General features: G+C 63.7%; 26 protein-coding genes. 13 read left to right on the top strand and 13 right to left on the bottom strand.

Annotated elements, in window-relative coordinates; all coding sequences use genetic code 11:
• Positions 1-64: 64 nt before the first annotated feature.
• Positions 65-601 carry a hypothetical protein gene (locus AC0L2L_RS05585; RefSeq protein WP_473576764.1) on the bottom strand — a complete coding sequence of 179 codons (537 nt, stop codon included), beginning with the start codon at positions 599-601 and terminating at the stop codon, positions 65-67.
• Between the two features lie 300 nt (positions 602-901).
• Here AC0L2L_RS05585 and AC0L2L_RS05580 point away from each other — a divergent pair, with 300 nt between their 5' ends.
• The gene (locus tag AC0L2L_RS05580; protein WP_084508044.1) at positions 902-1,066 is read left to right on the top strand and encodes a YjiS-like domain-containing protein; all 165 of its coding nucleotides are present in this window, start codon (positions 902-904) and stop codon (positions 1,064-1,066) included.
• A 112-nt stretch (positions 1,067-1,178) separates the two neighbouring features.
• Here the strand turns inward: AC0L2L_RS05580 and AC0L2L_RS05575 are convergent, their stop codons facing one another.
• Positions 1,179-1,685: a DUF1993 domain-containing protein gene (locus AC0L2L_RS05575; protein ID WP_027166375.1), complete on the bottom strand. Its 507-nt coding sequence runs from the start codon at positions 1,683-1,685 to the stop codon at positions 1,179-1,181.
• 140 nt (positions 1,686-1,825) lie between these two features.
• On the opposite strand from AC0L2L_RS05575, the gene AC0L2L_RS05570 reads away from it, so the two are divergent.
• Positions 1,826-2,875, top strand: a complete 1,050-nt coding sequence (locus AC0L2L_RS05570; protein WP_473576763.1) for a DUF1176 domain-containing protein — start codon at positions 1,826-1,828, stop codon at positions 2,873-2,875.
• A gap of 10 nt (positions 2,876-2,885) precedes the next feature.
• Here the strand turns inward: AC0L2L_RS05570 and AC0L2L_RS05565 are convergent, their stop codons facing one another.
• The 7 genes from AC0L2L_RS05565 to AC0L2L_RS05535 all read right to left on the bottom strand — a co-directional run bounded on the left by AC0L2L_RS05565 (position 2,886) and on the right by AC0L2L_RS05535 (position 9,274).
• Positions 2,886-3,767: an alpha/beta hydrolase gene (locus AC0L2L_RS05565; RefSeq protein ID WP_473576761.1), complete on the bottom strand. Its 882-nt coding sequence runs from the start codon at positions 3,765-3,767 to the stop codon at positions 2,886-2,888.
• 33 nt (positions 3,768-3,800) lie between these two features.
• Positions 3,801-5,417: an NTP transferase domain-containing protein gene (locus AC0L2L_RS05560; protein ID WP_473576760.1), complete on the bottom strand. Its 1,617-nt coding sequence runs from the start codon at positions 5,415-5,417 to the stop codon at positions 3,801-3,803.
• Complete coding sequence (locus AC0L2L_RS05555) at positions 5,414-6,118, bottom strand: XdhC family protein (protein ID WP_473576758.1); 705 nt, start codon at positions 6,116-6,118, stop codon at positions 5,414-5,416. The genes AC0L2L_RS05560 and AC0L2L_RS05555 overlap by 4 nt, the downstream gene beginning before the upstream one ends.
• A gap of 6 nt (positions 6,119-6,124) precedes the next feature.
• The gene (locus AC0L2L_RS05550; protein ID WP_140722749.1) at positions 6,125-6,463 is read right to left on the bottom strand and encodes an XdhC family protein; all 339 of its coding nucleotides are present in this window, start codon (positions 6,461-6,463) and stop codon (positions 6,125-6,127) included.
• A gap of 108 nt (positions 6,464-6,571) precedes the next feature.
• Complete coding sequence (locus AC0L2L_RS05545) at positions 6,572-7,822, bottom strand: vWA domain-containing protein (RefSeq protein WP_473576757.1); 1,251 nt, start codon at positions 7,820-7,822, stop codon at positions 6,572-6,574.
• Between the two features lie 5 nt (positions 7,823-7,827).
• The gene (locus tag AC0L2L_RS05540) at positions 7,828-8,751 is read right to left on the bottom strand and encodes an AAA family ATPase (protein ID WP_473576756.1); all 924 of its coding nucleotides are present in this window, start codon (positions 8,749-8,751) and stop codon (positions 7,828-7,830) included.
• A 28-nt stretch (positions 8,752-8,779) separates the two neighbouring features.
• Positions 8,780-9,274 carry a flavin reductase gene (locus AC0L2L_RS05535; protein WP_473576755.1) on the bottom strand — a complete coding sequence of 165 codons (495 nt, stop codon included), beginning with the start codon at positions 9,272-9,274 and terminating at the stop codon, positions 8,780-8,782.
• 192 nt (positions 9,275-9,466) lie between these two features.
• Here AC0L2L_RS05535 and AC0L2L_RS05530 point away from each other — a divergent pair, with 192 nt between their 5' ends.
• Together AC0L2L_RS05530 and AC0L2L_RS05525 are read left to right on the top strand one after the other, a co-directional pair.
• Positions 9,467-10,552, top strand: coding sequence for a branched-chain amino acid ABC transporter substrate-binding protein (locus tag AC0L2L_RS05530; RefSeq protein ID WP_473576753.1), 1,086 nt, complete (start codon positions 9,467-9,469; stop codon positions 10,550-10,552).
• Positions 10,552-11,568: a P1 family peptidase gene (locus tag AC0L2L_RS05525; RefSeq protein WP_473576752.1), complete on the top strand. Its 1,017-nt coding sequence runs from the start codon at positions 10,552-10,554 to the stop codon at positions 11,566-11,568. Before AC0L2L_RS05530 ends, AC0L2L_RS05525 begins: the two co-directional genes overlap by 1 nt.
• A gap of 7 nt (positions 11,569-11,575) precedes the next feature.
• Here AC0L2L_RS05525 and AC0L2L_RS05520 read toward each other — a convergent pair whose 3' ends face one another.
• Positions 11,576-11,833, bottom strand: a complete 258-nt coding sequence (locus tag AC0L2L_RS05520) for a DUF2171 domain-containing protein (protein ID WP_473576750.1) — start codon at positions 11,831-11,833, stop codon at positions 11,576-11,578.
• A 188-nt stretch (positions 11,834-12,021) separates the two neighbouring features.
• On the opposite strand from AC0L2L_RS05520, the gene AC0L2L_RS05515 reads away from it, so the two are divergent.
• Entirely contained in the window at positions 12,022-12,543 is a 522-nt protein-coding gene (locus AC0L2L_RS05515) for a hypothetical protein (RefSeq protein WP_473576749.1), read from the top strand.
• Between the two features lie 62 nt (positions 12,544-12,605).
• Positions 12,606-13,913: an adenylosuccinate lyase gene (gene purB / locus AC0L2L_RS05510; RefSeq protein WP_473576748.1), complete on the top strand. Its 1,308-nt coding sequence runs from the start codon at positions 12,606-12,608 to the stop codon at positions 13,911-13,913.
• Positions 13,914-13,966: 53 nt separating this feature from the next.
• Here the strand turns inward: purB and AC0L2L_RS05505 are convergent, their stop codons facing one another.
• On the bottom strand, positions 13,967-14,779 hold the full coding sequence (locus AC0L2L_RS05505; RefSeq protein WP_473576747.1) for a VOC family protein: 813 nt from the start codon (positions 14,777-14,779) through the stop codon (positions 13,967-13,969).
• A gap of 201 nt (positions 14,780-14,980) precedes the next feature.
• On the opposite strand from AC0L2L_RS05505, the gene AC0L2L_RS05500 reads away from it, so the two are divergent.
• Complete coding sequence (locus AC0L2L_RS05500; protein WP_027166390.1) at positions 14,981-15,538, top strand: RBBP9/YdeN family alpha/beta hydrolase; 558 nt, start codon at positions 14,981-14,983, stop codon at positions 15,536-15,538.
• Between the two features lie 13 nt (positions 15,539-15,551).
• On the opposite strand, the gene AC0L2L_RS05495 is transcribed toward AC0L2L_RS05500, so the two are convergent.
• Both AC0L2L_RS05495 and AC0L2L_RS05490 read right to left on the bottom strand, forming a co-directional pair.
• Complete coding sequence (locus tag AC0L2L_RS05495) at positions 15,552-16,325, bottom strand: HpcH/HpaI aldolase family protein (RefSeq protein ID WP_473576746.1); 774 nt, start codon at positions 16,323-16,325, stop codon at positions 15,552-15,554.
• Positions 16,326-16,584: 259 nt separating this feature from the next.
• Positions 16,585-16,905, bottom strand: a complete 321-nt coding sequence (locus tag AC0L2L_RS05490; protein ID WP_473576745.1) for a DUF1476 domain-containing protein — start codon at positions 16,903-16,905, stop codon at positions 16,585-16,587.
• A 274-nt stretch (positions 16,906-17,179) separates the two neighbouring features.
• On the opposite strand from AC0L2L_RS05490, the gene purC reads away from it, so the two are divergent.
• The 6 genes from purC (at position 17,180) to AC0L2L_RS05460 (ending at position 20,352) form a co-directional block, all read left to right on the top strand.
• Positions 17,180-17,974 (top strand): phosphoribosylaminoimidazolesuccinocarboxamide synthase, encoded by a 795-nt coding sequence (gene purC, locus AC0L2L_RS05485; protein WP_473576744.1) that lies wholly within the window; start codon positions 17,180-17,182, stop codon positions 17,972-17,974.
• 81 nt (positions 17,975-18,055) lie between these two features.
• Positions 18,056-18,295, top strand: a complete 240-nt coding sequence (gene purS / locus AC0L2L_RS05480) for a phosphoribosylformylglycinamidine synthase subunit PurS (RefSeq protein WP_473576743.1) — start codon at positions 18,056-18,058, stop codon at positions 18,293-18,295.
• A 19-nt stretch (positions 18,296-18,314) separates the two neighbouring features.
• The gene (locus AC0L2L_RS05475) at positions 18,315-18,569 is read left to right on the top strand and encodes a hypothetical protein (RefSeq protein WP_473576742.1); all 255 of its coding nucleotides are present in this window, start codon (positions 18,315-18,317) and stop codon (positions 18,567-18,569) included.
• Positions 18,566-19,234, top strand: coding sequence for a phosphoribosylformylglycinamidine synthase subunit PurQ (purQ, locus tag AC0L2L_RS05470; RefSeq protein ID WP_473576741.1), 669 nt, complete (start codon positions 18,566-18,568; stop codon positions 19,232-19,234). The genes AC0L2L_RS05475 and purQ overlap by 4 nt, the downstream gene beginning before the upstream one ends.
• 37 nt (positions 19,235-19,271) lie before the next feature.
• Positions 19,272-19,682: a hypothetical protein gene (locus AC0L2L_RS05465; protein WP_473576740.1), complete on the top strand. Its 411-nt coding sequence runs from the start codon at positions 19,272-19,274 to the stop codon at positions 19,680-19,682.
• Between the two features lie 7 nt (positions 19,683-19,689).
• A complete protein-coding gene (locus AC0L2L_RS05460) occupies positions 19,690-20,352 on the top strand; it encodes a Pr6Pr family membrane protein (RefSeq protein WP_473576738.1) in 663 nt (220 codons plus the stop codon).
• Positions 20,353-20,368 lie beyond the last annotated feature (16 nt).

The raw sequence follows: 20,368 nt of genomic DNA, 5'->3' as shown, positions 1-20,368 counted from the left end.
TAAAGCAAAGGCCGGAGTTTCTCCAAGCCCAGTAACCTCAGACTTTTAAGTGAATTCCGCGCGGCTAGCGACGGGTGGCCGCCAGCGCCCGCCGCTTCGCCTCGTCGATCAGCATGTTGGCCACCTGCATGCGGATCATGGCGCGCTGGCGCAGATGCGGGGCGACCCGGTCCGGATGGTTGGCGAAGGCGAAATTGCGGCGGATGCGGCCGAGATCGGCATTCTTGGTCGGACGGTCGAGGCCAAGCTCGCCGGCAATCGCTTCGGGATCGATCGGCGGCAGCATTTCCTCCGGCCGATGCTCTTCGCCGGCAAGCGCCAGTTTTGCCTGGTCGAGAAGCGCGGCGAACTCAGCGGCAAGGTCGGCGCCTGACTCGCGATACTCGGCGGCGACGCTCTCCCCGGCGACCTGGATACGGCCGGAATGCAATTCGTCGGCCACCGACAGATAGTCGAACGGGATCGATGGCCGGGCGCTCTCTTCCTCGCCTTTCTCCGAGGCGACGATCAGGTCGTCGAGCAACGAAGCGAAATCGAGCTTGTTCCCGGTGCCGATCTCAGCCTCCCTGTGGTGACGGCATGCGTTGATACCGCTGACCATAGGGCGCTCTCGTTAAAAATGAATTCTGGCGACGTTAACCATTGCCGGCTTTTACCCGTACCGGAGACATCGAATAAAAAGCCGGACTGCATTTTTCGTGCAGTCCGGCAAGGTCGCCAGGAGTGGCGAGGAAAAAGCCAGCCATGTGCCGGCACCGTGCCTACGGTCGAGCCTGCCGAAAAGTTTCACGGAAAACCGAAAAAATTCGTGCGGCATGGCAGCTATGCAATTGCTGCACTGCACAATTTTTACAAATCACGTATACTGTGGTCTCGGGAGGACCAACGGGGCAACTTAGTCATGGGGTTCTTCACTGAAATGTTCGCTCGTCCGAGGCCGCAGGAACACCAGCGTTACCGTACGGCGCTCGCGCTTCTGAATGCGATGAGCAATAGAGACCGCGCCGATATCGGCATCAAGCCGGCGGATTTTCCGCGCATTGCGCGCGAAATGTCGATCCGCTGATACATGTCGCCCGAAAGCGTGCCGCAGTTTCGGGACAACGACATGCATCAAACAAGGTTCGGCCGGCAAAGCGGTTTCCCGGCGGCGCCGGGAAACCTAAATCATTGTCCTGTCAACGATTTCCCAGAAAAATCTGCTTGCTGAGCGGCACGCCGTTGTGGCGCAGGATGTCGTAGGCCGTTGTGACATGGAAATAGAAGTTCGGCATCGCCAGGTGCAGCAGGTATTGCAGACCGGGCAGCGTGGTTTCGCGTCCGCCGAGCCTCACTTCGACCGTCCTGTCCTCCGATCCCTCCAGATCGGCCGCGGCGAACGACGCCAGATGATCGAGCGTCTTGGCGATTCGAGCCTGTAGTTCGGCAAAGCTCGCTTCATTGTCCTCGTATTTCGGCACCTCGCGGCCGGCGAGCCGCGACGGAGCGCCCTTGGCATGGTCGGTGGCGATCTGGACCTGCCTCGCCAAAGCGAACATGTCAGGCGCCAGCCGCGCCGTAAGGAACACCTGCGGATCGATCTTGCGCTCGTCGGCATTCTGCTCCGCCGTCGCCAAGACGCTGGCCAGCGCCTTCAGCCGAGCGGAAAAGACGCCCACCGATATATCGTACATGGAAATGGTCACGGCTAATCTCCCAGGCGGCCCCAGCGCCGCGGGCCGTGACCTAGCGCCTCCGGCCACGATTCTTCAAGCAGTCATGTCTCGGCGTCACCGCGTCGCCGCAATCGCGATGGTAGTATTTTCGTTATCGAGGGGAGGATTCGATGAAAAGCGCCACTTTCGCAGCGACTGTTTTCTTTTCCCTGGCTGGCCTGACACAGTCTGCCTGGACGGCTGACGCCCCTTACATTGACGACAGGTCCAGCGCCGATGCGGTCGTCCGCTCGCTTTACAGCGCCATTAACCGCCACGAATTCGCCCGCGCCTGGGGTTATTTCGGCGATACAAAGCCGGCAAAGGATTTTGCTGCTTTCGTCAAAGGTTATGACGGCACCGACACGGTGGACGTGAAGACTGGCGCCGTATCGGACGAAGGGGCGGCCGGCAGCATCTATTACAATGTCCCGGTCGCCATCCAGGCGACCGACAAGAAGGGCGAGGCTAAGGTTTTCGCCGGCTGCTACACGGTCCGCCAGGTCAATGCGCAGATCCAGGAGCCGCCGTTCCAGCCGATATTCATCGACAAGGGCGCGCTAAAACCGTCGACCGAGGATTTCGACAGCGCCGTGCCGGCAAGCTGCGGCGACGGCCCGCCGCCGCCGAAGAAGGACGAGGCACTGGAACAGGCCAGGAAAGCCTTCCTCGCCACCTACGGCGGCCAGTGCGACAAGGAGGATCCCGAGGGCAAGCCCGTCGGCGAACCGACAGCCCATTCCATCCGCTACAAGGACAAGGACGCTCAGCCCAACGATCCGGAGCGCGAGACGCGGCTGTTCCGCTTCTTCTGCTCGATGGCCGCCTACAACGAGACGGCGGTCTACTACATCGCTGATGACGTCAACGGCGTGACCCAGTTGCAGTTCACCGAGCCGGAGCTCGATATCCGCTACGAGAACAACAACAGCGAAGGCAAGGTCGAGTCGATCCACATCATTGGTTTCAAGACCAGCGGCTGGGCGACCAACTCAGACTATGACGACACCACGAAAACCATCACCACATCCGATAAATGGCGTGGCGTGGGGGATGCCTGGTCATCGGGAACCTACCTGTTCCGCAACGGCAATTTCTCGCTCGTCCAGTATGATGTCGATGCGTCCTATGACGGCGAGCAAAATCCGCAGACGGTCATCGACTACAACAGCGCGCCGTAACACCGGAAAGTCACGGCGCTTTCGTCAGCATCCAGTTCAGCGTGCCGCGCCAGTCGACCATGCGGATCGGCGTGCCGTGGGTGCCGGTCTCGAAGCGCACGAAGCGGGTCGGATAGGACTTCTTGGCCAGGATGGAGCGGAAGAAGGCTTCTTGCTTCTCCACTGGGAAGACCACGTCATGGCTGCCTTGGCCGAAGAACACCGGCACGCGGCGCTTGAAGGCGGGACTGGTCAGAAAGCTGTCGTCCCATAGCGAGCCGAGCAGCAGCAGGCCGTCGATGCGGCCGCCCGTATCCTTGCGCGCGGCGAGCTTCCAGCAGATTATGCCGCCCATCGAGCCGCAGGCGACGAAGATTTTCGCGCCCGGCGATGCTTGGGCATAGTGATCGATCAACGCAGCCACCTGCGCCGCGCCATTGTCGCCGAAATCGGGGAAATCCGGCGAAAGATAGAGCCCGCCATTGACGGCCATCAGGTTCTTGATGCGATTGAAATTGCCGCCGAAGGTGAAGTCGTCGACACCTTGCTTGCGGCTGCCGCCCTGCCCGTGCAGGTAAAGCACGATGATGGAAGCGCCTTCCGTCCTGCCCACCGCGACATGCCGGATGTCGCCGACATCGGTCTTCAGCATCAGGTCCTGCTGGACCTTGCGCACGCCGGGATCGGTATACTGGGCACGAACGCGTCTTTCCGGCACCTCATCGCGTTGGTTGATGTCGCGCATCTCGTGATAGTCGAGGACGGTGTAGGCGCCATTGTCGCTGGTGGACAGCGCAGCCGGATAGGCGAAGAGGTCGTCCTTGAAGGGTTTTAGCGAAAGCGCCTGCCCCTCGGCGGCCGAGAGGGAAAATGCTGTTGCCAGGGCGAAGAAAAGTCGGAAACGGAAAGACATGCCGAGAGCCATGCGGAATTCGGCTTCGGTTTGTCAATCCTGCAGGACGCCGCCCGCCCCTTCCAGCGCCTCGCGCGTGTCGACGTCGATCGAGGCGGCCTGTCCGATCTCGACATCGATGACGTCGAGCCCCTCGGCTTCGACCAGATGGCGCGCACCGGTATCGCCTTCGAGTTGCGCGACGGCCGCGAAAAGCGATCGCGGCAGGAGCACCGGATTGCCGCGTTTGCCCTGGTGCGAGGCGCGCACCACGGCGTGACCGCCGGAACGGCGGAACGCGTCGATCAGGCTGTCGAGATCCTTCGACGAGACGCCGGGCATGTCGCCGAGCACGATCATGGCGCCGGCCGCGTCGGGCGCAACCCGTGCGATGCCCGCCTTCAGCGACGAAGCCAGGCCATCGGCGAAATCCGGATTGTCGGCGAGTTTCACCTCAAGGCCGCCAAGCGCCGAACGCACGCGCTCGCGCTGGTGCCCCGTGACGACGATGGTATTTGCCGCCTTCGAGCCCAGCGCGCGCGCCGCGGCGCGGCGCACCAGCGGCTCGCCGTCGAAAAGCGCCAGGAGCTTGTTCGGCCCGCCCATGCGGCTCGAACGGCCGGCGGCCAGAAGCACGATATCGACTTTCAGCGCAGCCCTTGCCGGCTGCGGCGCAGGCTCGCGCGGCTGCGGCCTGGTCGGTATTTCCATCAAGAGCCCGCCGACGCCCATGCCGGCGATATCGCCAGCCGTCACCTCGAGCCCGGCAATCAGGCGGTCCAACACCCAGTCGAAGCCATTCTCCTTCGGACTGCGCGCACATCCAGGTGCGCCGACGACGCGCTTGCCATCGAGCGTTCCCAGCACCAGCAGATTGCCGGGATCGACGGGCATGCCCGCGCGGATAACGGTACCCCCAGCGCGTTCGATCGCAGCCGGCACGACATCGGCGAAATCGCTCATCGCCGAGGCGCCGAAGATCACCACCATGTCATTGTCGCGCGCCAGCGCTGTCGCGGCCGCCGCGACGGGCGCAACCTCATGCGGCGTGCGCCGCTCGGCCGTCAGCCGTCCGCCGGAGCGCACCAGCCGCGCCTCGGTGACGCGCAGCGTCTTGTCGAGCACGCTCGGCTTGACGCCTGGAAGCACCGTCTGGATGACGCCGACATTGATGGGGCGATAGGCGTTGACGGCAAAGATCTCGCCGCCGGCACAAATCTCCACCACTCTGTCCACCAGGCTCGCGGCGACGGCAAAGGGGATGATCTTCACCGTCGCCACCATCTGGCCTTTCTCGACCGGCGCGTGCTGCGCCAGCGTCGCGATGGTGATGGCCGGATCGACGGCATTGATGGCATCGATCATCCTGGCGTCGACAGTAAAGACGCCTGCGGCCCCTGCATGCAGGTTCACCCGTCCGGTCGCCGCCGGCTTGACCTCGATATTGCGGTGGCTCATGCCGGCCGCGATCTTGGCGGCAGCGGCATCCTCGCCGAGATCGTCCCGGCCAAGAACCGCCGCGACGACTTCGCCGACGCCCGCCGCCTTGAGCGCCGCGACATCCTCGCCGCTCAGCCGATGCGCCTTGCGGAACCGCTTTTCACCGGCGGCCGTCGCATGCGCCAGCACCGCCCCTTCCGCCTCGTCGATCGGAACCGGCCCGAATTTCACGCCACGGCGCCTTTTGCTTCGAGACCGCGCGAGCGGAAGGCGTGGATGGTTTGCGCAAGCACCGCGACAGCGATCTCGGCTGGGCTGGCCGCGCCGATATCGAGACCGATCGGCGCGTGGATGCGGGCGATCTGGTCGGCGCCGGCGCCGAGCGCCAGCAGGCGTTCGATGCGCTTGGCGTGGGTCTTGCGGCTGCCAAGCGCCCCGACATAGAAGCATCGGGCGTCGAGCGCAGCCTTCAGCGCGAAATCGTCGATCTTCGGATCGTGGGTGACGGCCGCAAGCGCGGTGTAGCTGTCGAGCGGCGCGCGCGTCAGCACATCCTGCGGCCATTCGGCATGCAGCGCGACGTCGGGAAAGCGTTCCGGGGTGGCGAAGGCGGTGCGCGGGTCGATGATCTCGACGGGATAGCCGGCGATCCTGGCCATCGGCGCCAGCGCCTGGCTGATGTGGACCGCGCCGATCACCACGAGGCGCGGGCGCGGCAGATGCGCATTGAGAAAGAAGGTCCGTCCTTCCGCCTCCACCGACCGCGAATTGCCGGTGCGGAACGCGCTGGCGATCGCCGCTCCCAGATCGCCAACCACCGCATCGCCCTCGCGCACGATGCGGTCGCGACCATCGCCGAGGTCAGTGACCAGCACCGCGGCGTGGCGGGCGCGGCGTTCTTCGTTCAGTGTCTTGAGAACATATGGATCCATCAATGATCAGCCCAGCCGCTCGACATAGACCTTGATGCGGCCGCCGCAGGACAGCCCCACCTGCCAGGCGGTTTCGTCGGCAACGCCGAACTCCAGCATCCTGGCCTTGCCCGAGCCGATGACGTCCATCGCCTCCGTCACCACGGCGCCCTCGACGCAGCCGCCGGAAACCGAGCCATGGAAATTCCCCTCGGCGTCGATGACCAGATGGCTGCCGACCGGACGCGGTGCCGAACCCCAGGTCTCGACCACGGTCGCGATGGCGACATCCTTGCCGTCCTTCATCCAGCCTTCCGCGATGATCAGAGGATCGCGGGCCTCATCGAGATAAATGCTCTCATCCATCGTAGCTTCTCACAAAGTCTGTTTTTCATGGGAAACTTTAGTTTTCCCAAGCGGAATTTTAGTTCTCCCTAAGGGAAACTTTAGTTTCCCCTACGAGGGAACATATGGCTACGCGGCGCGCCTCCCGCCAGTTTGCAGCCAGCGGCGCGGATCGACCGCGGCCGCCGGGCGCCGGTCGAGCGAGGCGCAAAGATCGGCCAGCGCGTCGAGATTGTGCACCGCCCGGAACTCGTCGACATGCGGCAGCATCGCCTTGACGCCGCGGGCGCGCGCCTCGAAGCCGTCGAAGCGCAAAAGCGGATTGAGCCAGATCAGCCGCCGGCAGGATTTGCGCAGCCGCTCCATCTCCTCCGACAGGCCGCTGACATCGTCGCGCTCCAGCCCGTCGGTGATCAGAAGCACCACGGCGCCCTGCCCCAGCACACGCCGCGACCACAGCCGGTTGAATTCGGCAAGCGTATCGCCGATGCGGGTGCCGCCCGACCAGTCCTTCACCGCCGCCGAGCATTCGGCAAGCGCCTCGTCCGGATCGCGATGGCGCATCTGGCGGGTCAGGTTGGTCAGCCGCGTGCCGAAGACGAAGGCATGCACGCGGCGGCGCTTTTCCGTCAGGGCATGCAGGAAGTGGAGGAAGATGCGGGTATACTGGCTCATCGAGCCCGAAATGTCGGCCAGCACCACCAGCGGCGGATGCACTTCGCGCGGCGACCGGAATTTCGGCAGGATAAGCTGGCCGCCGGTGCGTGCGGCCGAGCGCATCATGGCGCGCGGATCGATTCGGCGTCCCTGCGCGTCGGCTCTGAAGCGCCGCGTGCGGACAAGATCGAACGGAAGCCGCAAGGCCATGATCGCCTTTTTGGCTTCGGCCATTTCGCCGGCGTCCATCTGGGCAAAGTCCTTGCCGCGCAGCACCTCGTTGCCGGAAAAGGTGAGGCGCGCATCGACGTCTATCTCCGGCACTTCCCGCGCCGGCTGGTTTTTGTGATGACCTTCGAACATCGCCTGGCTGACACGGTTCTCGGCCGCCCGCGGCTTTTGCTTTTCGCGATCGTCGGGCGCCACCGGCGAAAACATCGCCAGCAGCTTCTCGATCAGCTCGCGCGACTTCCAGAACAGGCGGAAGGCCTCGTCGAAGACCGGATGATCCTCATGCCGCGAGACGAGCACCGCATGCAGCGTCCAGTAGAAATCGTCGCGCGAGCCGATGCCGGCGGCAAGCACCGCCTCGATGGTGTCCTTCACCGAGGCGGGGCCGACGCGCATGCCGGCCTTGCGCAAGGCGCGGGCGAAATAGACGATGTTGTCGGCGATGCGCCCGTCGGCAAGCGCCTCCCTGGGTTCCGGACGCGGCATGGGCATGGCGCCTACTCCGCCGCCGAAAGCTCGGCCTTCACCTCATTGAGGATCCGCCGGCCCTCGCCCTCGCCGATGCGGGCGATATCGTCCTGATATTTCAAAAGCACGCCGATCGTGTCCGACACGGTTTCCGGATCGAGCGCCACCTTGTCGAGCTCGGTCAGCGCGCCGGCCCAGTCGATCGTCTCGGCGACGCCGGGCGCCTTGAACAGCTCGACCTGGCGCAGCTTCTGGATGAAGGACACGACCTCCGCCGACAGCCGGCGGTTCGCCTGCGGCACCTTGCGCCGCACGATCTCCAGTTCCCGCTCGGCGTTCGGGTAGTCGACCCAGTGATAAAGGCAGCGCCGCTTCAGCGCATCGTGGATCTCGCGCGTGCGGTTGGTGGTGATGATGACGATCGGCGGCTCTTCGGCCTTGATCGTGCCAAGCTCGGGAACCGTAACCTGGAAGTCCGACAGGATCTCGAGCAGGAACGCCTCGAACGCGTCGTCCGTGCGGTCGAGTTCGTCGATCAGGAACACCGGCGCGGCGCCAACCTTGCCGGTCAGCGCGTCGAGCACCGGGCGGCGGATCAGGTATTTTTCGGAAAAGACGTTGCGCTCCATATCGGAACGCACGACCTTGCCCGCCGCCTCCTCCATGCGGATCTCGATCATCTGGGCGGCATAATTCCATTCATAGACGGCCGAGGAGACGTCGAGCCCTTCATAGCATTGCAGGCGGATCAGCCGGCGGCCGAGCGCCTCGGCCAATACCTTGGCGATCTCGGTCTTGCCGACGCCCGCCTCGCCTTCGAGGAACAAGGGCCGCTTCATGCGCAGCGAAAGAAACAGCACCGTTGCCAGCGAACGGTCAGCGACATAGTCCGCGCCGGTCAAAAGATCGAGGGTTTCGTCGATCGATTTCGGCGCGGGGCGCGGCGCGGTCATCTTGTCTCCGTGGATCCCGCCGCCCGTTTCAAAGAACGTGATAGCCGCGGTTGTGATAGATCAGCGGCCGCAAATTATCGCCGATGCGCAGGCCTGTCACCTTGCCAAAAAGCACACGATGGGTGGCCAAATCCTTGCTGTCGATAATCTCGCAGTCGAACACGGCCAGCGCGCCTTTCAACGTCGGCGCGCCGGTGGAGATCACATCCCATTCGGCAAGCGCGAAGCGCTCGTCGGCCGGCAAACCGGTGATGCCGGAAAAGCCGACCGAAACGGCTTCCTGGTCCGCTGCCAAAGTGTTGAGCGCGAACTTGCCGTTTTTGATGAAGGCTTCGTTCTTGGCGTTCTCGCGGTTGAGGCAGACCAGCACCGTCGGCGGCGTGTCGGAGACCGAACAGGCGGCAATCACCGTCGCGCCTCGTTTGCCGGCGGGCCCATCCGTCGTCACCACATGCACGTGGCCGGCAAAATGCGCCATCGCATCGCGATAGTGCTGCGGCCCGATGTCGTTGATCTTCAGCACCCGATGATCCACCTGTCAGAACAAGCTCGTTATATATGGCGGCATATTGCACGTCACAAGTTGCATAGCACGGGCGAAGTGCTTGACCGCAATCCGCAAATTCGCGTGTTGCGCGGCGCTTAGCCAGCCTTTAGGTCTTTGCTGCAATAGTGTCGGGACTATACGCCCGGCACGGAGGACCTCTTCGCCCGAATGCGCCTTTTGACGACGACAATAGCCGCGCTGACGACGGCGACAGCCGCGTTGTTTTGGCTGGCCGCGAGCGCCGACGCCGAGACGCTGGTCGGCGTTGCCGCACCGCTTTCCGGCCCGTCGGCGATCCTAGGCAAGCAGGTCGAGGCCGGCGCCGGGCTGGCGGCGGAGGCCAACGGCATCGCGATCAAGGCCGTCGACGACGCCTGCACCGCCGATGGCGGCGCCGCGGCGGCAAAGGAATTCGTCGACGCCAAGGTCAATGTGGTGGTAGGCTTTCTCTGCACCGATGCGATCGAGGCCGCGCTGCCGATCCTGAAGGACGCCAACATTCCGGTGATCACCGTCGGCGTGCGCACCGAAAGCTTGACCGACCGGCGCGCCAAGACCGGCTGGGAGGTCTACCGGCTCGGCCCGCGCGGCGACGACGAGCGCAATGCGGTCGCCGCTAAGCTCACCCAGCTCTGGCGCGACGACCTGTTCGCCATCATCGATGACGGCACCATCTATGGCCGCGAGATGGCAGAGACTTTTCGCGCCGTGGCCGAGCAGGCTGCCTTGAAGCCGGTCTTCACTGACACGTTCAGGCCGCAGCTCGACAACCAGATCGGGCTGATCGGCCGTTTGAAGAAGGCCGGCGCGACCAAGGTGTTTGCCGGCGGCGACGGAGACGACGTCGCCATCATGGGCCGCGACGCCGCCCAGCTCAACGCCGGCATCACCTTTGCCGGTGGCGAAAACCTGCGCACGCCGCCGGGCGACGTGCCCTATACCGTCGGCACGCTGATGATCGCGCCACCGGAATGGTCGGAGGTCGCCGACCCCAAGATCGTGCAGGCCTTCGGCGCAAGGAACATTGCGCCGGACGGCTACACGCTGCCGTCCTATGCGGCGGTGGAGATCGCCAAGGCCGCGCTGGCCGGCGCAGAAAGCTCCGGCCAGCCGCTCAATGAAGCGCTGGCCGGCCACGATTTCACCACCGCGATCGGCACAATCCGCTTCGACGACAAGGGCGACCTCAGCCAGAACCCGTTTCGCGTCTTCAGCTTCGACGGGACGCATTTCGTGCCGCTGGAGGACAAGTGATGTTCCGCACCGGTCCGCGCAACCTGATCACCGACGTTGCGGGTTTGAGCGTCGGCAATGCCGCCGACGCCAGGCTGAAATCCGGCGTCACGGTGGTGCTGTGCGACGAGCCTGCCGTGGCCGGCGTGCAGGTGCTGGGAGGCGCGCCGGGCACGCGCGAAACCGACCTGCTCGAGCCGCAGAACTCTATCGCGACGATCCATGCCGTCGTTCTGTCCGGCGGCTCCGCCTTCGGCCTCGACGCGGCGTCGGGCGTGCAAGCGGCGCTGCGCGAGAAAAACATCGGCGTCGAGGTCGGTGGCTTCCACGTGCCGATCGTGCCGGCCGCGATCCTGTTCGACCTGCGCAATGGCGGCGACAAGGATTGGGGCCGCTATCCGCCCTATCGCGAGCTCGGCTATGAGGCTGTGCAGGCGGCAACGGTGGATTTCGCCGTCGGCACGGCGGGTGCCGGTACCGGCGCGCTGACTTCCGGACTGAAAGGCGGACTGGGCTCCGCCTCGACCGTGCTCGACAGCGGCGTCACGGTCGGTGCGCTTGCCGCCGTCAACCCGACCGGCTCGGTGACGGTCGGCCGCGGCCGCCACTTCTGGGCGGCGCCCTTCGAGATCGGCGACGAGTTCGGCGGCCTGGGCTATCCCGCACCACTGCCCGAGGACGCCAGGAAGATCCTTTTGAAATACCGCGACATGCACGTCGGCGGCGAGGCCGAGGGCGCCAGCACCACCATCGCCGTCATCGCCACGGACGCCGTCCTGACCAAGGCGGCGGCCAAGCGGCTGGCGATTTCGGCGCATGACGGTTTCGCCCGCGCCATTTGGCCGACCCATACGCCGGCGGACGGCGATCTCGTCTTCGCACTGGCGACAGGCAGAAGCGGCATCGAGCTCGACGCCGATGCCGCGATCGACTTGTTCGCGGCGGCCGGCGCGACCATGGCGCGCGCGATCAGCCGCGGCGTCCACGCTGCGACGCCCGCCGACGGCGATCTGTTTCCGGTCTGGTCGTCGCGTTGACGGCCAATCAAGTCGGATCGGATTTTTCTTCCTCGAAGGTGACGGCGACATCCGAATTCGCCGACAGCCATACCTTCTGTCCCTCGATCTCGGCGACCAGGGCGAGCGAAATGTAATGGTTATGGTCCTTGTGCGAGCCCATGCCGCTGTCGGCCTTGGTCAGCTTGATCCGCTCACCCTCGACCTTGTCGACTGTGCCGATATGGACGCCATCGGCGCCGATCACTTCCATATGTCCGCGTATCTTGCTGATTTCGGTGCTCATGCTGGTCCTCCGCTGGATGGCGATTTGCCCTTTCGGATGCGAGACGGCCGACAATAACAAATGAACGCCGGATTGGATGCATTGCGCGGCACGTCTCGTTCACCATGGCGTGATAGGCATGACGCGCATGAGACAGACGTCAAACCAATGAAGCCCGGTCACGCGGCGCGCGATATGGCTTGCCGCCTATGACGCCTCTGCAGCAAGCCCCCTTGCGCAACGGCGTCAAGGATCTGTTGCGCGTTGCTGTTCCGTCGGCAAGCGAGGCTGCTGCTGGAAGCTTGCTGTGGGGCATCGCCATGGGCGCCAGCGCGCTGACAAATCTGCTGGCCGCCTGGGAAACATCCGACCGGATCCGTTTCGTTGCGCTGCTTTATGTCCTTGGCGGCATGCTCGCCTTCCCGGCTGGGCTGACGCTCGCCAGGCTGGTTTCTCACGGCCGTCATTGGGAAACAGCCTTTGCCGCGGCATTCGTATCGCTTCTGGCGACGACACTGGCCTTCACCGGCGGCCTGTTCGCGCTGCAATACCGTTCCTATTACGCCGAGTGGCATGCGCCGGCGCTCACGCTGACCTGGGCATTCGAATTCGCCTTCACCATGCTGACCGCGCTCTACCAGTTCGTCGTGCTTGGCGTGCGGCTCTATTTTCCGCTGGGTTTTGCAGCGCTTGTCGCGGCAAGCATCTGGTTTGCGCGGCAGCGGCGTTGAGCATCGGGCCTGCCTCTGTTAGGACGCGGCCAACACTTTTCCCAGCAGGACTCGAAAAACGGATGATCCCTCGCTATTCCCGGCCGGAAATGGTCGCCATCTGGTCGCCCGAAACCCGCTTCCGCATCTGGTTCGAGATCGAGGCGCATGCCTGCGATGCGCTGGCGGAGCTGGGTGTCATCCCGAAAGAAGCGGCAAGGACGATCTGGGAAAAAGGCGGCGCCGCCAAATTCGATGTCGCAAAGATCGACGAGATCGAACGCGTCACCAAGCATGACGTGATCGCTTTCCTGACCCATCTTGCCGAATTCGTCGGGCCGGATGCCCGCTTCATCCACCAGGGCATGACCTCGTCGGACGTGCTCGACACCTGCCTTGCAGTCCAGTTGACGCGGGCCAGCGACATCCTGCTCGCCGATATCGACGCCCTGCTTGCGGCGCTAAGGCGCCGCGCCTTCGAGCACAAGGACACCGTCACCATCGGCCGCAGTCACGGCATCCATGCCGAGCCCACCACCTTCGGCGTCAAGCTGGCGCAGGCCTATGCCGAATTCTCGCGCTGCCGCGAGCGGCTGGTGCACGCGCGGGAAGACATCGCCACCTGCGCCATTTCCGGCGCCGTCGGCACCTTCGCCAACATCGAGCCTTATGTCGAAGAGCATGTGGCGGCAAAACTCGGGCTGAAGCCGGAGCCGGTGTCGACCCAGGTGATCCCGCGCGACCGGCACGCCATGTTCTTTGCCACGCTCGGTGTCATCGCTTCGTCGGTCGAACGCCTCGCCACCGAAATCCGCCATTTGCAGCGCACCGAAGTGCTGGAGGCGGAAGAGTATTTCTCGCCGGGGCAGAAGGGCTCGTCGGCGATGCCGCACAAGCGCAATCCGGTGCTGACGGAGAACCTCACCGGCCTTGCCCGCATGGTGCGCGCCTATGCGATGCCCGCCATGGAAGACGTGGCGCTCTGGCATGAGCGCGACATCTCGCATTCCTCGGTCGAGCGCATGATCGGGCCGGACGCGACGGTGACGCTGGATTTCGCCCTGACACGCCTCACCGGCGTCGTCGACAAGCTGCTCGTCTACCCCGAAAATATGGAGAAGAACCTCAACAAGTTCCGCGGGCTGGTGCATTCGCAGCGCGTGCTTCTGGCGCTGACCCAGGCCGGCCTGTCACGCGAGGACGCCTACCGGCTGGTGCAGCGCAACGCCATGAAAGTGTGGGAACACGGCGCCGATTTCCTCGAGGAACTGCTGGCCGACAAGGACGTCACGGCCGCGCTGCCCGAAGCCGAGATCCGCGAGAAATTCGACCTCGGCTATCATACGAAGCACGTCGACACGATCTTCAAGCGGGTATTCGGAGAAGCTTGACCTTTCCTTCTCCCCGTTCACGGGGAGAAGGAAGTTGCCGTCAACGCCCCCGCTCACGCCTTGCCCGGCACGGTCTTGATCACCGTGCCCCACGGATCCTCACGGCTCGTCTCGGCCTTCACATTGTCCGAGCGCATCTCCACCCAGGCGAGACCCGAGCGAGATGGATCGCGGCGGCCGGCGCCGGCGCTCTGCCAGGCATTGGCGCCGATATGGTGGTGGTAATGGCCGGACGACAGGAACACGGCCTGGCCGCCATATTTGGCGACGGTGTCGAAGCCGAATTCGTCATGCCACCAGGCTTCCGCATCTTCCGGCCGGCCGACGCGCAGGTGCACATGGCCGACAATGGTGTTTTCCGGCGCGCCCTGCCAGCCGGCATCGCCCGCCGGTACGCTGCCGACCACCGCCGGCAGGTTCAGCCGCTCGGTCGCCATGGCGATACGGTCGCCGTTCCATTTCCAGTCCTGCGGGCGGCGGTCGGCATAGATCTCGATGCCGTTGCCCTCCGGGTCGGTCAGATAAAGCGCCTCGCTGACCAGATGGTCCGAGGCGCCTTCGATGCCGATGTGGCTGGCGGCGGCGTGGCTGATCCAACGGCCAAGATCGGCGCGCGACGGCAAAAGGAAAGCGGTATGGAAAAGGCCGGCACTGCGCGGATCGTCCGGCTTGGCCGAAGAATCCGGCTCGAGCACAAGCAATGGACGGTTGGCGGCGCCAAGCGTGATCGCCCCGTCGGCGCGGCTCAGTTCCTGCAGGCCGACAACGGCGCGGTAATAGGCGGCAAGGCTCTCGGCATCGCGCGCCTTCAACCCGACGCGCGACACGCTGACCGGGGTTGTCGCGGCAAAAGGCAGTTCGCTCATCAAATTCTCCGTTCAGGCGGCACTTGTTTCCGGTAGGGGATTTTCGAGGCCGCCAGCTATTATTCCTTGTTCCCTCTCCAAATCGTCGATCGCGATCGTTCACACAAGACAGCAAGAACCGAACAAGGTGTTCACAATTGTGATCGCACCTGATGTTACCACAGGGTTGCAGGCGGAAAGACTGCTCGCTACATCCGCGCCATGAAAGTCAAAGACACTGATATCTTGATCGTGCCGGGCTACACCAATTCCGGCCCCGAGCATTGGCAGACCCGTTGGCAGTCGAAACTGTCGACGGCGCGCCGGGTCGAGCAGGCGGAATGGACGAAGCCGGTGCGCGAGGACTGGACCGCGAGCGTGGCGAACGCCGTCAACGAAGCCGAGCGGCCGGTGGTGCTCGTTGCGCACTCGCTTGGCGTCGCAGCGGCAGTGCAGGCCATCCCGCAATTCAAGAAGCCGGTCGCCGGCGCCTTCTTCGTGGCGCCGCCGGATGTCTCCAATCCGGAAATCAGGCCGAGGCATCTGATGACCTTTGGCCCCTATTCGCGCGATCCCCTGCCCTTTCCATCCGTCGTGATCGCCAGCCGCAACGACCCGTTCTGCGCCTTCGAGATCGCAGAGGACATTGCCGCCGCCTGGGGATCGCTTTTCATCGACGCCGGCGAGGCCGGCCATCTCAACCAGGACGCCGGTTTCGGCCCATGGCCGGAAGGTTCGATGACTTTCGCCAAGTTCCTGACGGAGCTGAAGCAACCCTGAGCTCGGCGCCGCGTCAGGCGCCGATCGAATCCCGCATGCTCTTCAAAAGCGTCTTGGCGCCGAGCGAGATCAGCGCGTGGTCCGAGCCCATGGCGAGCAGCCGGTAGCCCATCGACACGACGCGGCCGGCAACCGCCGGCTCGACGACGTAGATCGCCGCATGCTTTCCGGCCTTGCGCGTCCGCTCGGCGATCGACGCGACCGTCTCCATCATGCTTTCCAGCGTCGAATTGACGGTGGTGCCGTTCGACCAGGCGATCGAGAAATCCGACGGGCCGACGAAGATGCCGTCGATGCCGGGCGTATCCAAAATGCCGTCCAGCGCCTCGAATGCCGCCCGCGTCTCGACCATCGCGAAAGCCATGGTGCGCTGGTTCGAATCGCGCAGCCATTCGGCATGGTCGCCCTTGCCGTGGCGCGGAAAGGCATAGGTCGGACCCCAGGAGCGTTCGCCCAGCGGCGGATATTTCATCGCCGCGGCGAACTGCCTGGCATCGGCGACCGAATTCACCATCGGCGCGATCACCGCCTCGGCACCGAAATCGAGCGCGCGGCTCGCCATGTCGAAGCGACCGACCGGAATGCGCACCAGCGCCGGCTTGTTGGCTGCCAGCACCGGCACAAGGCCGCGCAGCACGCTGTCCTCATGGTGGCCGCCATGCTGCATGTCGAGGGTGACCGCATCAAAACCCTGCTTGGCGATGATCTCGACGGTCAGCGCGTCCGGCACGCCCGACCAGGCGGTGAACAGCGTTTCGTCGGCGGCCAGGCGGGATTTGAGCGACATCGGAACTTTCCTTGTTAACAATCCGCAGTTTCAGCCGGAAACGGCGGCAAAGGCAAAGAAAAACCGCCCGGTTTGGCCGGGCGGTCGATTGGTCCAGCTAGTGCATGGTACCGAAAAGCGTGAAACGGTTTTCGCACGGCATCATGCTCATCTCTCAAGCAATTCCAGGAAAAGCGTGCAACGGCTTTCCGTCCGGAATTGCCTAAAACAAAAAGATAGAGCGTTCGGCGTTTCTGTGAAGCGCTGAAACGCTCTAACCTCAGGTGTTCTTGATCTGCTCGATCGCCTGCGCCATCAACTCGTCCATGGTGCGGCGGATTTGGTGATCGGACTGGTCGACGCCGGCCGCGTCGAAATCCTTGCGGATCTTGCGGAAGACATCATGGTCGCCCGCTTCCTCGATATCGGAAACCACCACTTCCTTGGCATAGGCTTCGGCATCGGCGCCGGATTTGCCCAGTTTCTCGGCGGCCCACAGGCCAAGCGCCTTGTTGCGGCGCGCCGAAGCCTTGAAGCGCAATTCCTCGTCGAAGGCGAATTTGCGCTCGAAGCCCTCTTCGCGGTCTTTCATGCTGCTCATGACGTCCCTCCGATCAAATCCGATTCGCTTGGCGGTGAATATGTGTGATGGGCATGCACAAATCAAAAGGCCGCCGGCCGGTCAATATGCTTCGTCGCATGCTGCGCTGCGTCATTTCAGTCCCGAAAGCGGTTGATTCGCGGGATTTGGCGATTGAGCAAACAGGGCGATTACGATAACACCGGCATTGAACGCCACCGTCGCCATACTAATTTAGGCAGACGGACAGGAACTGGTCACTTGCCGCCTGCCCGCAGATCCAGAGAAAAATCAAATGAAAAATCGCCGCCGCATTTATGAAGGCAAGGCCAAGATCCTCTATGAGGGACCTGAGCCGGGCACGCTGATCCAGTTCTTCAAGGACGACGCCACCGCCTTCAACAAGAAGAAACACGAAGTGGTCGATGGCAAGGGCGTGCTCAACAACCGCATTTCCGAGCACATCTTCAACCATTTGAATCGCATGGGCATCCCGACCCATTTCATCCGCCGGCTCAACATGCGCGAGCAGCTGATCAAGGAAGTCGAGATCATCCCGCTCGAGGTCGTCGTGCGCAATGTCGCCGCCGGCTCGTTGTCCAAGCGCCTCGGCATCGAGGAAGGCACTGTGCTGCCGCGCTCGATCATCGAATTCTACTACAAGGCCGATGCGCTCGACGACCCGATGGTGTCGGAGGAGCACATCACCGCCTTCGGCTGGGCCAGCCCGCAGGAAATCGACGACATCATGGCCTTGGCCATCCGCGTCAACGACTTCCTTTCCGGCCTGTTCCTCGGCGTCGGCATCCAGCTCGTCGACTTCAAGATCGAATGCGGCCGCCTGTTCGAGGGCGATATGATGCGTATCGTCGTCGCCGACGAGATCTCGCCGGATTCCTGCCGGCTGTGGGATGTCGCGACCCAGGACAAGCTCGACAAGGACCGTTTCCGCCGCGACATGGGCGGACTGGTCGAGGCCTATCAGGAGGTTGCCCGCCGCCTCGGCATCATCAACGAGAACGAGCCGCCGCGCCCGATGGGTCCGGTGCTCGTCGCCTCCTCCGGGCCGCCCAAGGGTCTGAAGCACTGATTACCAGGAGGCCTGCCGGCAACGGCAGGTCCGCCGCCCGCACGATCACCAGTCAGGCATGACTATCACTCAGGAGTGTCGATGAAAGCCCGTATCACCGTGACCCTCAAGAACGGCGTCCTCGACCCGCAGGGCAAGGCGATCGAGCACGCGCTTTCCGGGCTGGGCTTCGACGGCGTCGGCCAGGTGCGCCAGGGCAAGGTGTTCGATATCGAACTCACTGGAACCGACAAGGCCAAGGCCGAGGCCGATCTCAAGGCCATGTGCGACAGGCTTCTGGCGAACACGGTGATTGAGAACTATAGTGTGACGCTTACCTAAGGTTGTGCCGGAGGCACGAATGCCTGAAGTCACGAACGAACTCATGTACGAACTTCTCACGAAAATTCATTCACGAATGGATCGACTTGAGAGCAGTCTCGGTGAGGTCAAGCACGAGATTGTTGCGATCAGATTGCAGGCATTGGGTACACAAACGGACATCAGCAACATTTACGCGATGACAGGCCGTATCGATCAGCGTCTTGAACGAATTGAGCAGCGCCTTGAATTGCGCGAACTCGCCGAAAACCAGAGGTCTTACGAACCGAAATGAAATCAGCCGTCGTCCTCCTGCCCGGCCTCAACCGCGACCGCGACATGATTGCGGCGCTGACCAAGATTTCCGGCCAGGCGCCGGCGACCGTGTGGCAGACCGACACCGAAATCCCCGATGTCGACCTGATCGCCATCCCCGGCGGCTTTTCCTTCGGCGACTATCTGCGCTGCGGTGCGATCGCGGCGCGCATGCCGGTGATGCGGGCGGTCGCGGAGAAAGCCGTCAAAGGCGTCACCGTCATCGGCGTCTGCAACGGCTTCCAGATCCTGGTCGAGGCGGGGCTGCTGCCCGGCGCCTTGATGCGCAATTCGTCGCTGAAATTCGTCTGCCGGCAGGTGAAGCTCCAGATCGCCAACGCCAACACCATGTTCACCCGCGGCTACCAGCCCGGACAGGTCATCCGTTCGCCGGTGGCGCATCACGATGGCAACTATTTTGCCGATGCCGAGACGCTTGCCCGGCTCGAAGGCGAAGGCCAGGTGGTGTTCCGCTATGCCGAAGGCACCAATCCCAACGGCTCGATCAACGACATCGCCGGCATCGTCAACGACAAGGGCAACGTGCTTGGCCTGATGCCGCATCCGGAGAACCTGATCGAGGCGGCGCATGGCGGCAATGACGGCCGGGCGCTGTTCGAAAGCGCGCTCGGCATCGCTGCTTGATCCTTAAAAATTCCCAGAACGCGGGGGCGGACTGACCATGAGACTGACGATTGCTCGCCTTGCTCTCCTGGCCGCCGCCGGGCTTGCCTTGGCTTCCTGCCAATCCAGCCCCAAGGCCACGCCGGTGCCGTCGGGCAAGAGCGCCTCGTTGCTCGCCATGGAACAGGTCGCCATCTCGGCGCATAAATGCTGGATCGCCAGCAAGGACCCGGCGTTCAAGGCCTACCAGATGGCCAATGAGCTCAATTCCTACAGCGGCACGCCGCGCTTCCTGCTGGTGCCCGCCAAGCATTATGGCGGCAAGCCGCTGCTGGTCGTGCAGGCGCAGGGCAATTCCAGCCGCGTCGATGCTTTCGGACCGCTGATGAATGAGCCGCTCGGCGCGCGCGTCAGCTCCGATATCGCCCGCTGGCAGGCCGGCAATCCGTCCTGCGCTGCTGCCGCGTGAAATTGCCATGGGCCGGTTTCTGCAGATCGCGGGACTGGTTGTCGGGCTGATTGCGCTCGTCCTGCAATTCGCCATCACCATGCCGGCGTCGATGGCGGCGGGCCGCGGCCTGCTCGGCTCGATCGTCTTCTATTTCAGCTTTTTCACCATCCTGACCAATATCGCGGCCGTGATGGTGCATGCCGCGCTGGTCTCGCCGGCCGGCTATGCCTGGTTCCCGGCCTTCGCCGGACCGCGCATGCGGGCTGGGGTCGCGGTCGCCATCACGCTGGTCTTCATCGTCTATGCGACCGTGCTGGCGGGGCTTTGGCAACCGCAGGGCCTGTTCCTGCTTTGCGATGTCCTGCTCCACTACATCACACCGCTGATCTTCGTGCTGTGGTGGCTCATTGCCGGCGCGGATGGCACGACGCGCTGGCGCGATATCTCCTGGTGGACGATCTATCCGATCGCCTATCTCGCTTATGCACTGATACGCGCGCCATTCGCCAGCGAAGTGCCCTACCCGTTCCTCGACATAACCAAGAACGGCGCGGCCAGCGTCGCCGTTTCGGCTTTGGCCATCACCGCCCTGTTCATCGGATTGAGCGCGCTCGCCGTGCTTGTCGATCACGGCATCGGCCGGTTACGGGGAAAGCCCGCGATCCGGATTGCATCGAGCCGACGATAGCTCGTACTCGACGAGT

It is taken from the genome of Mesorhizobium sp. WSM4832 (genome assembly GCF_055811115.1).
This window is presented reverse-complemented; position numbering and strand designations above follow the sequence as displayed.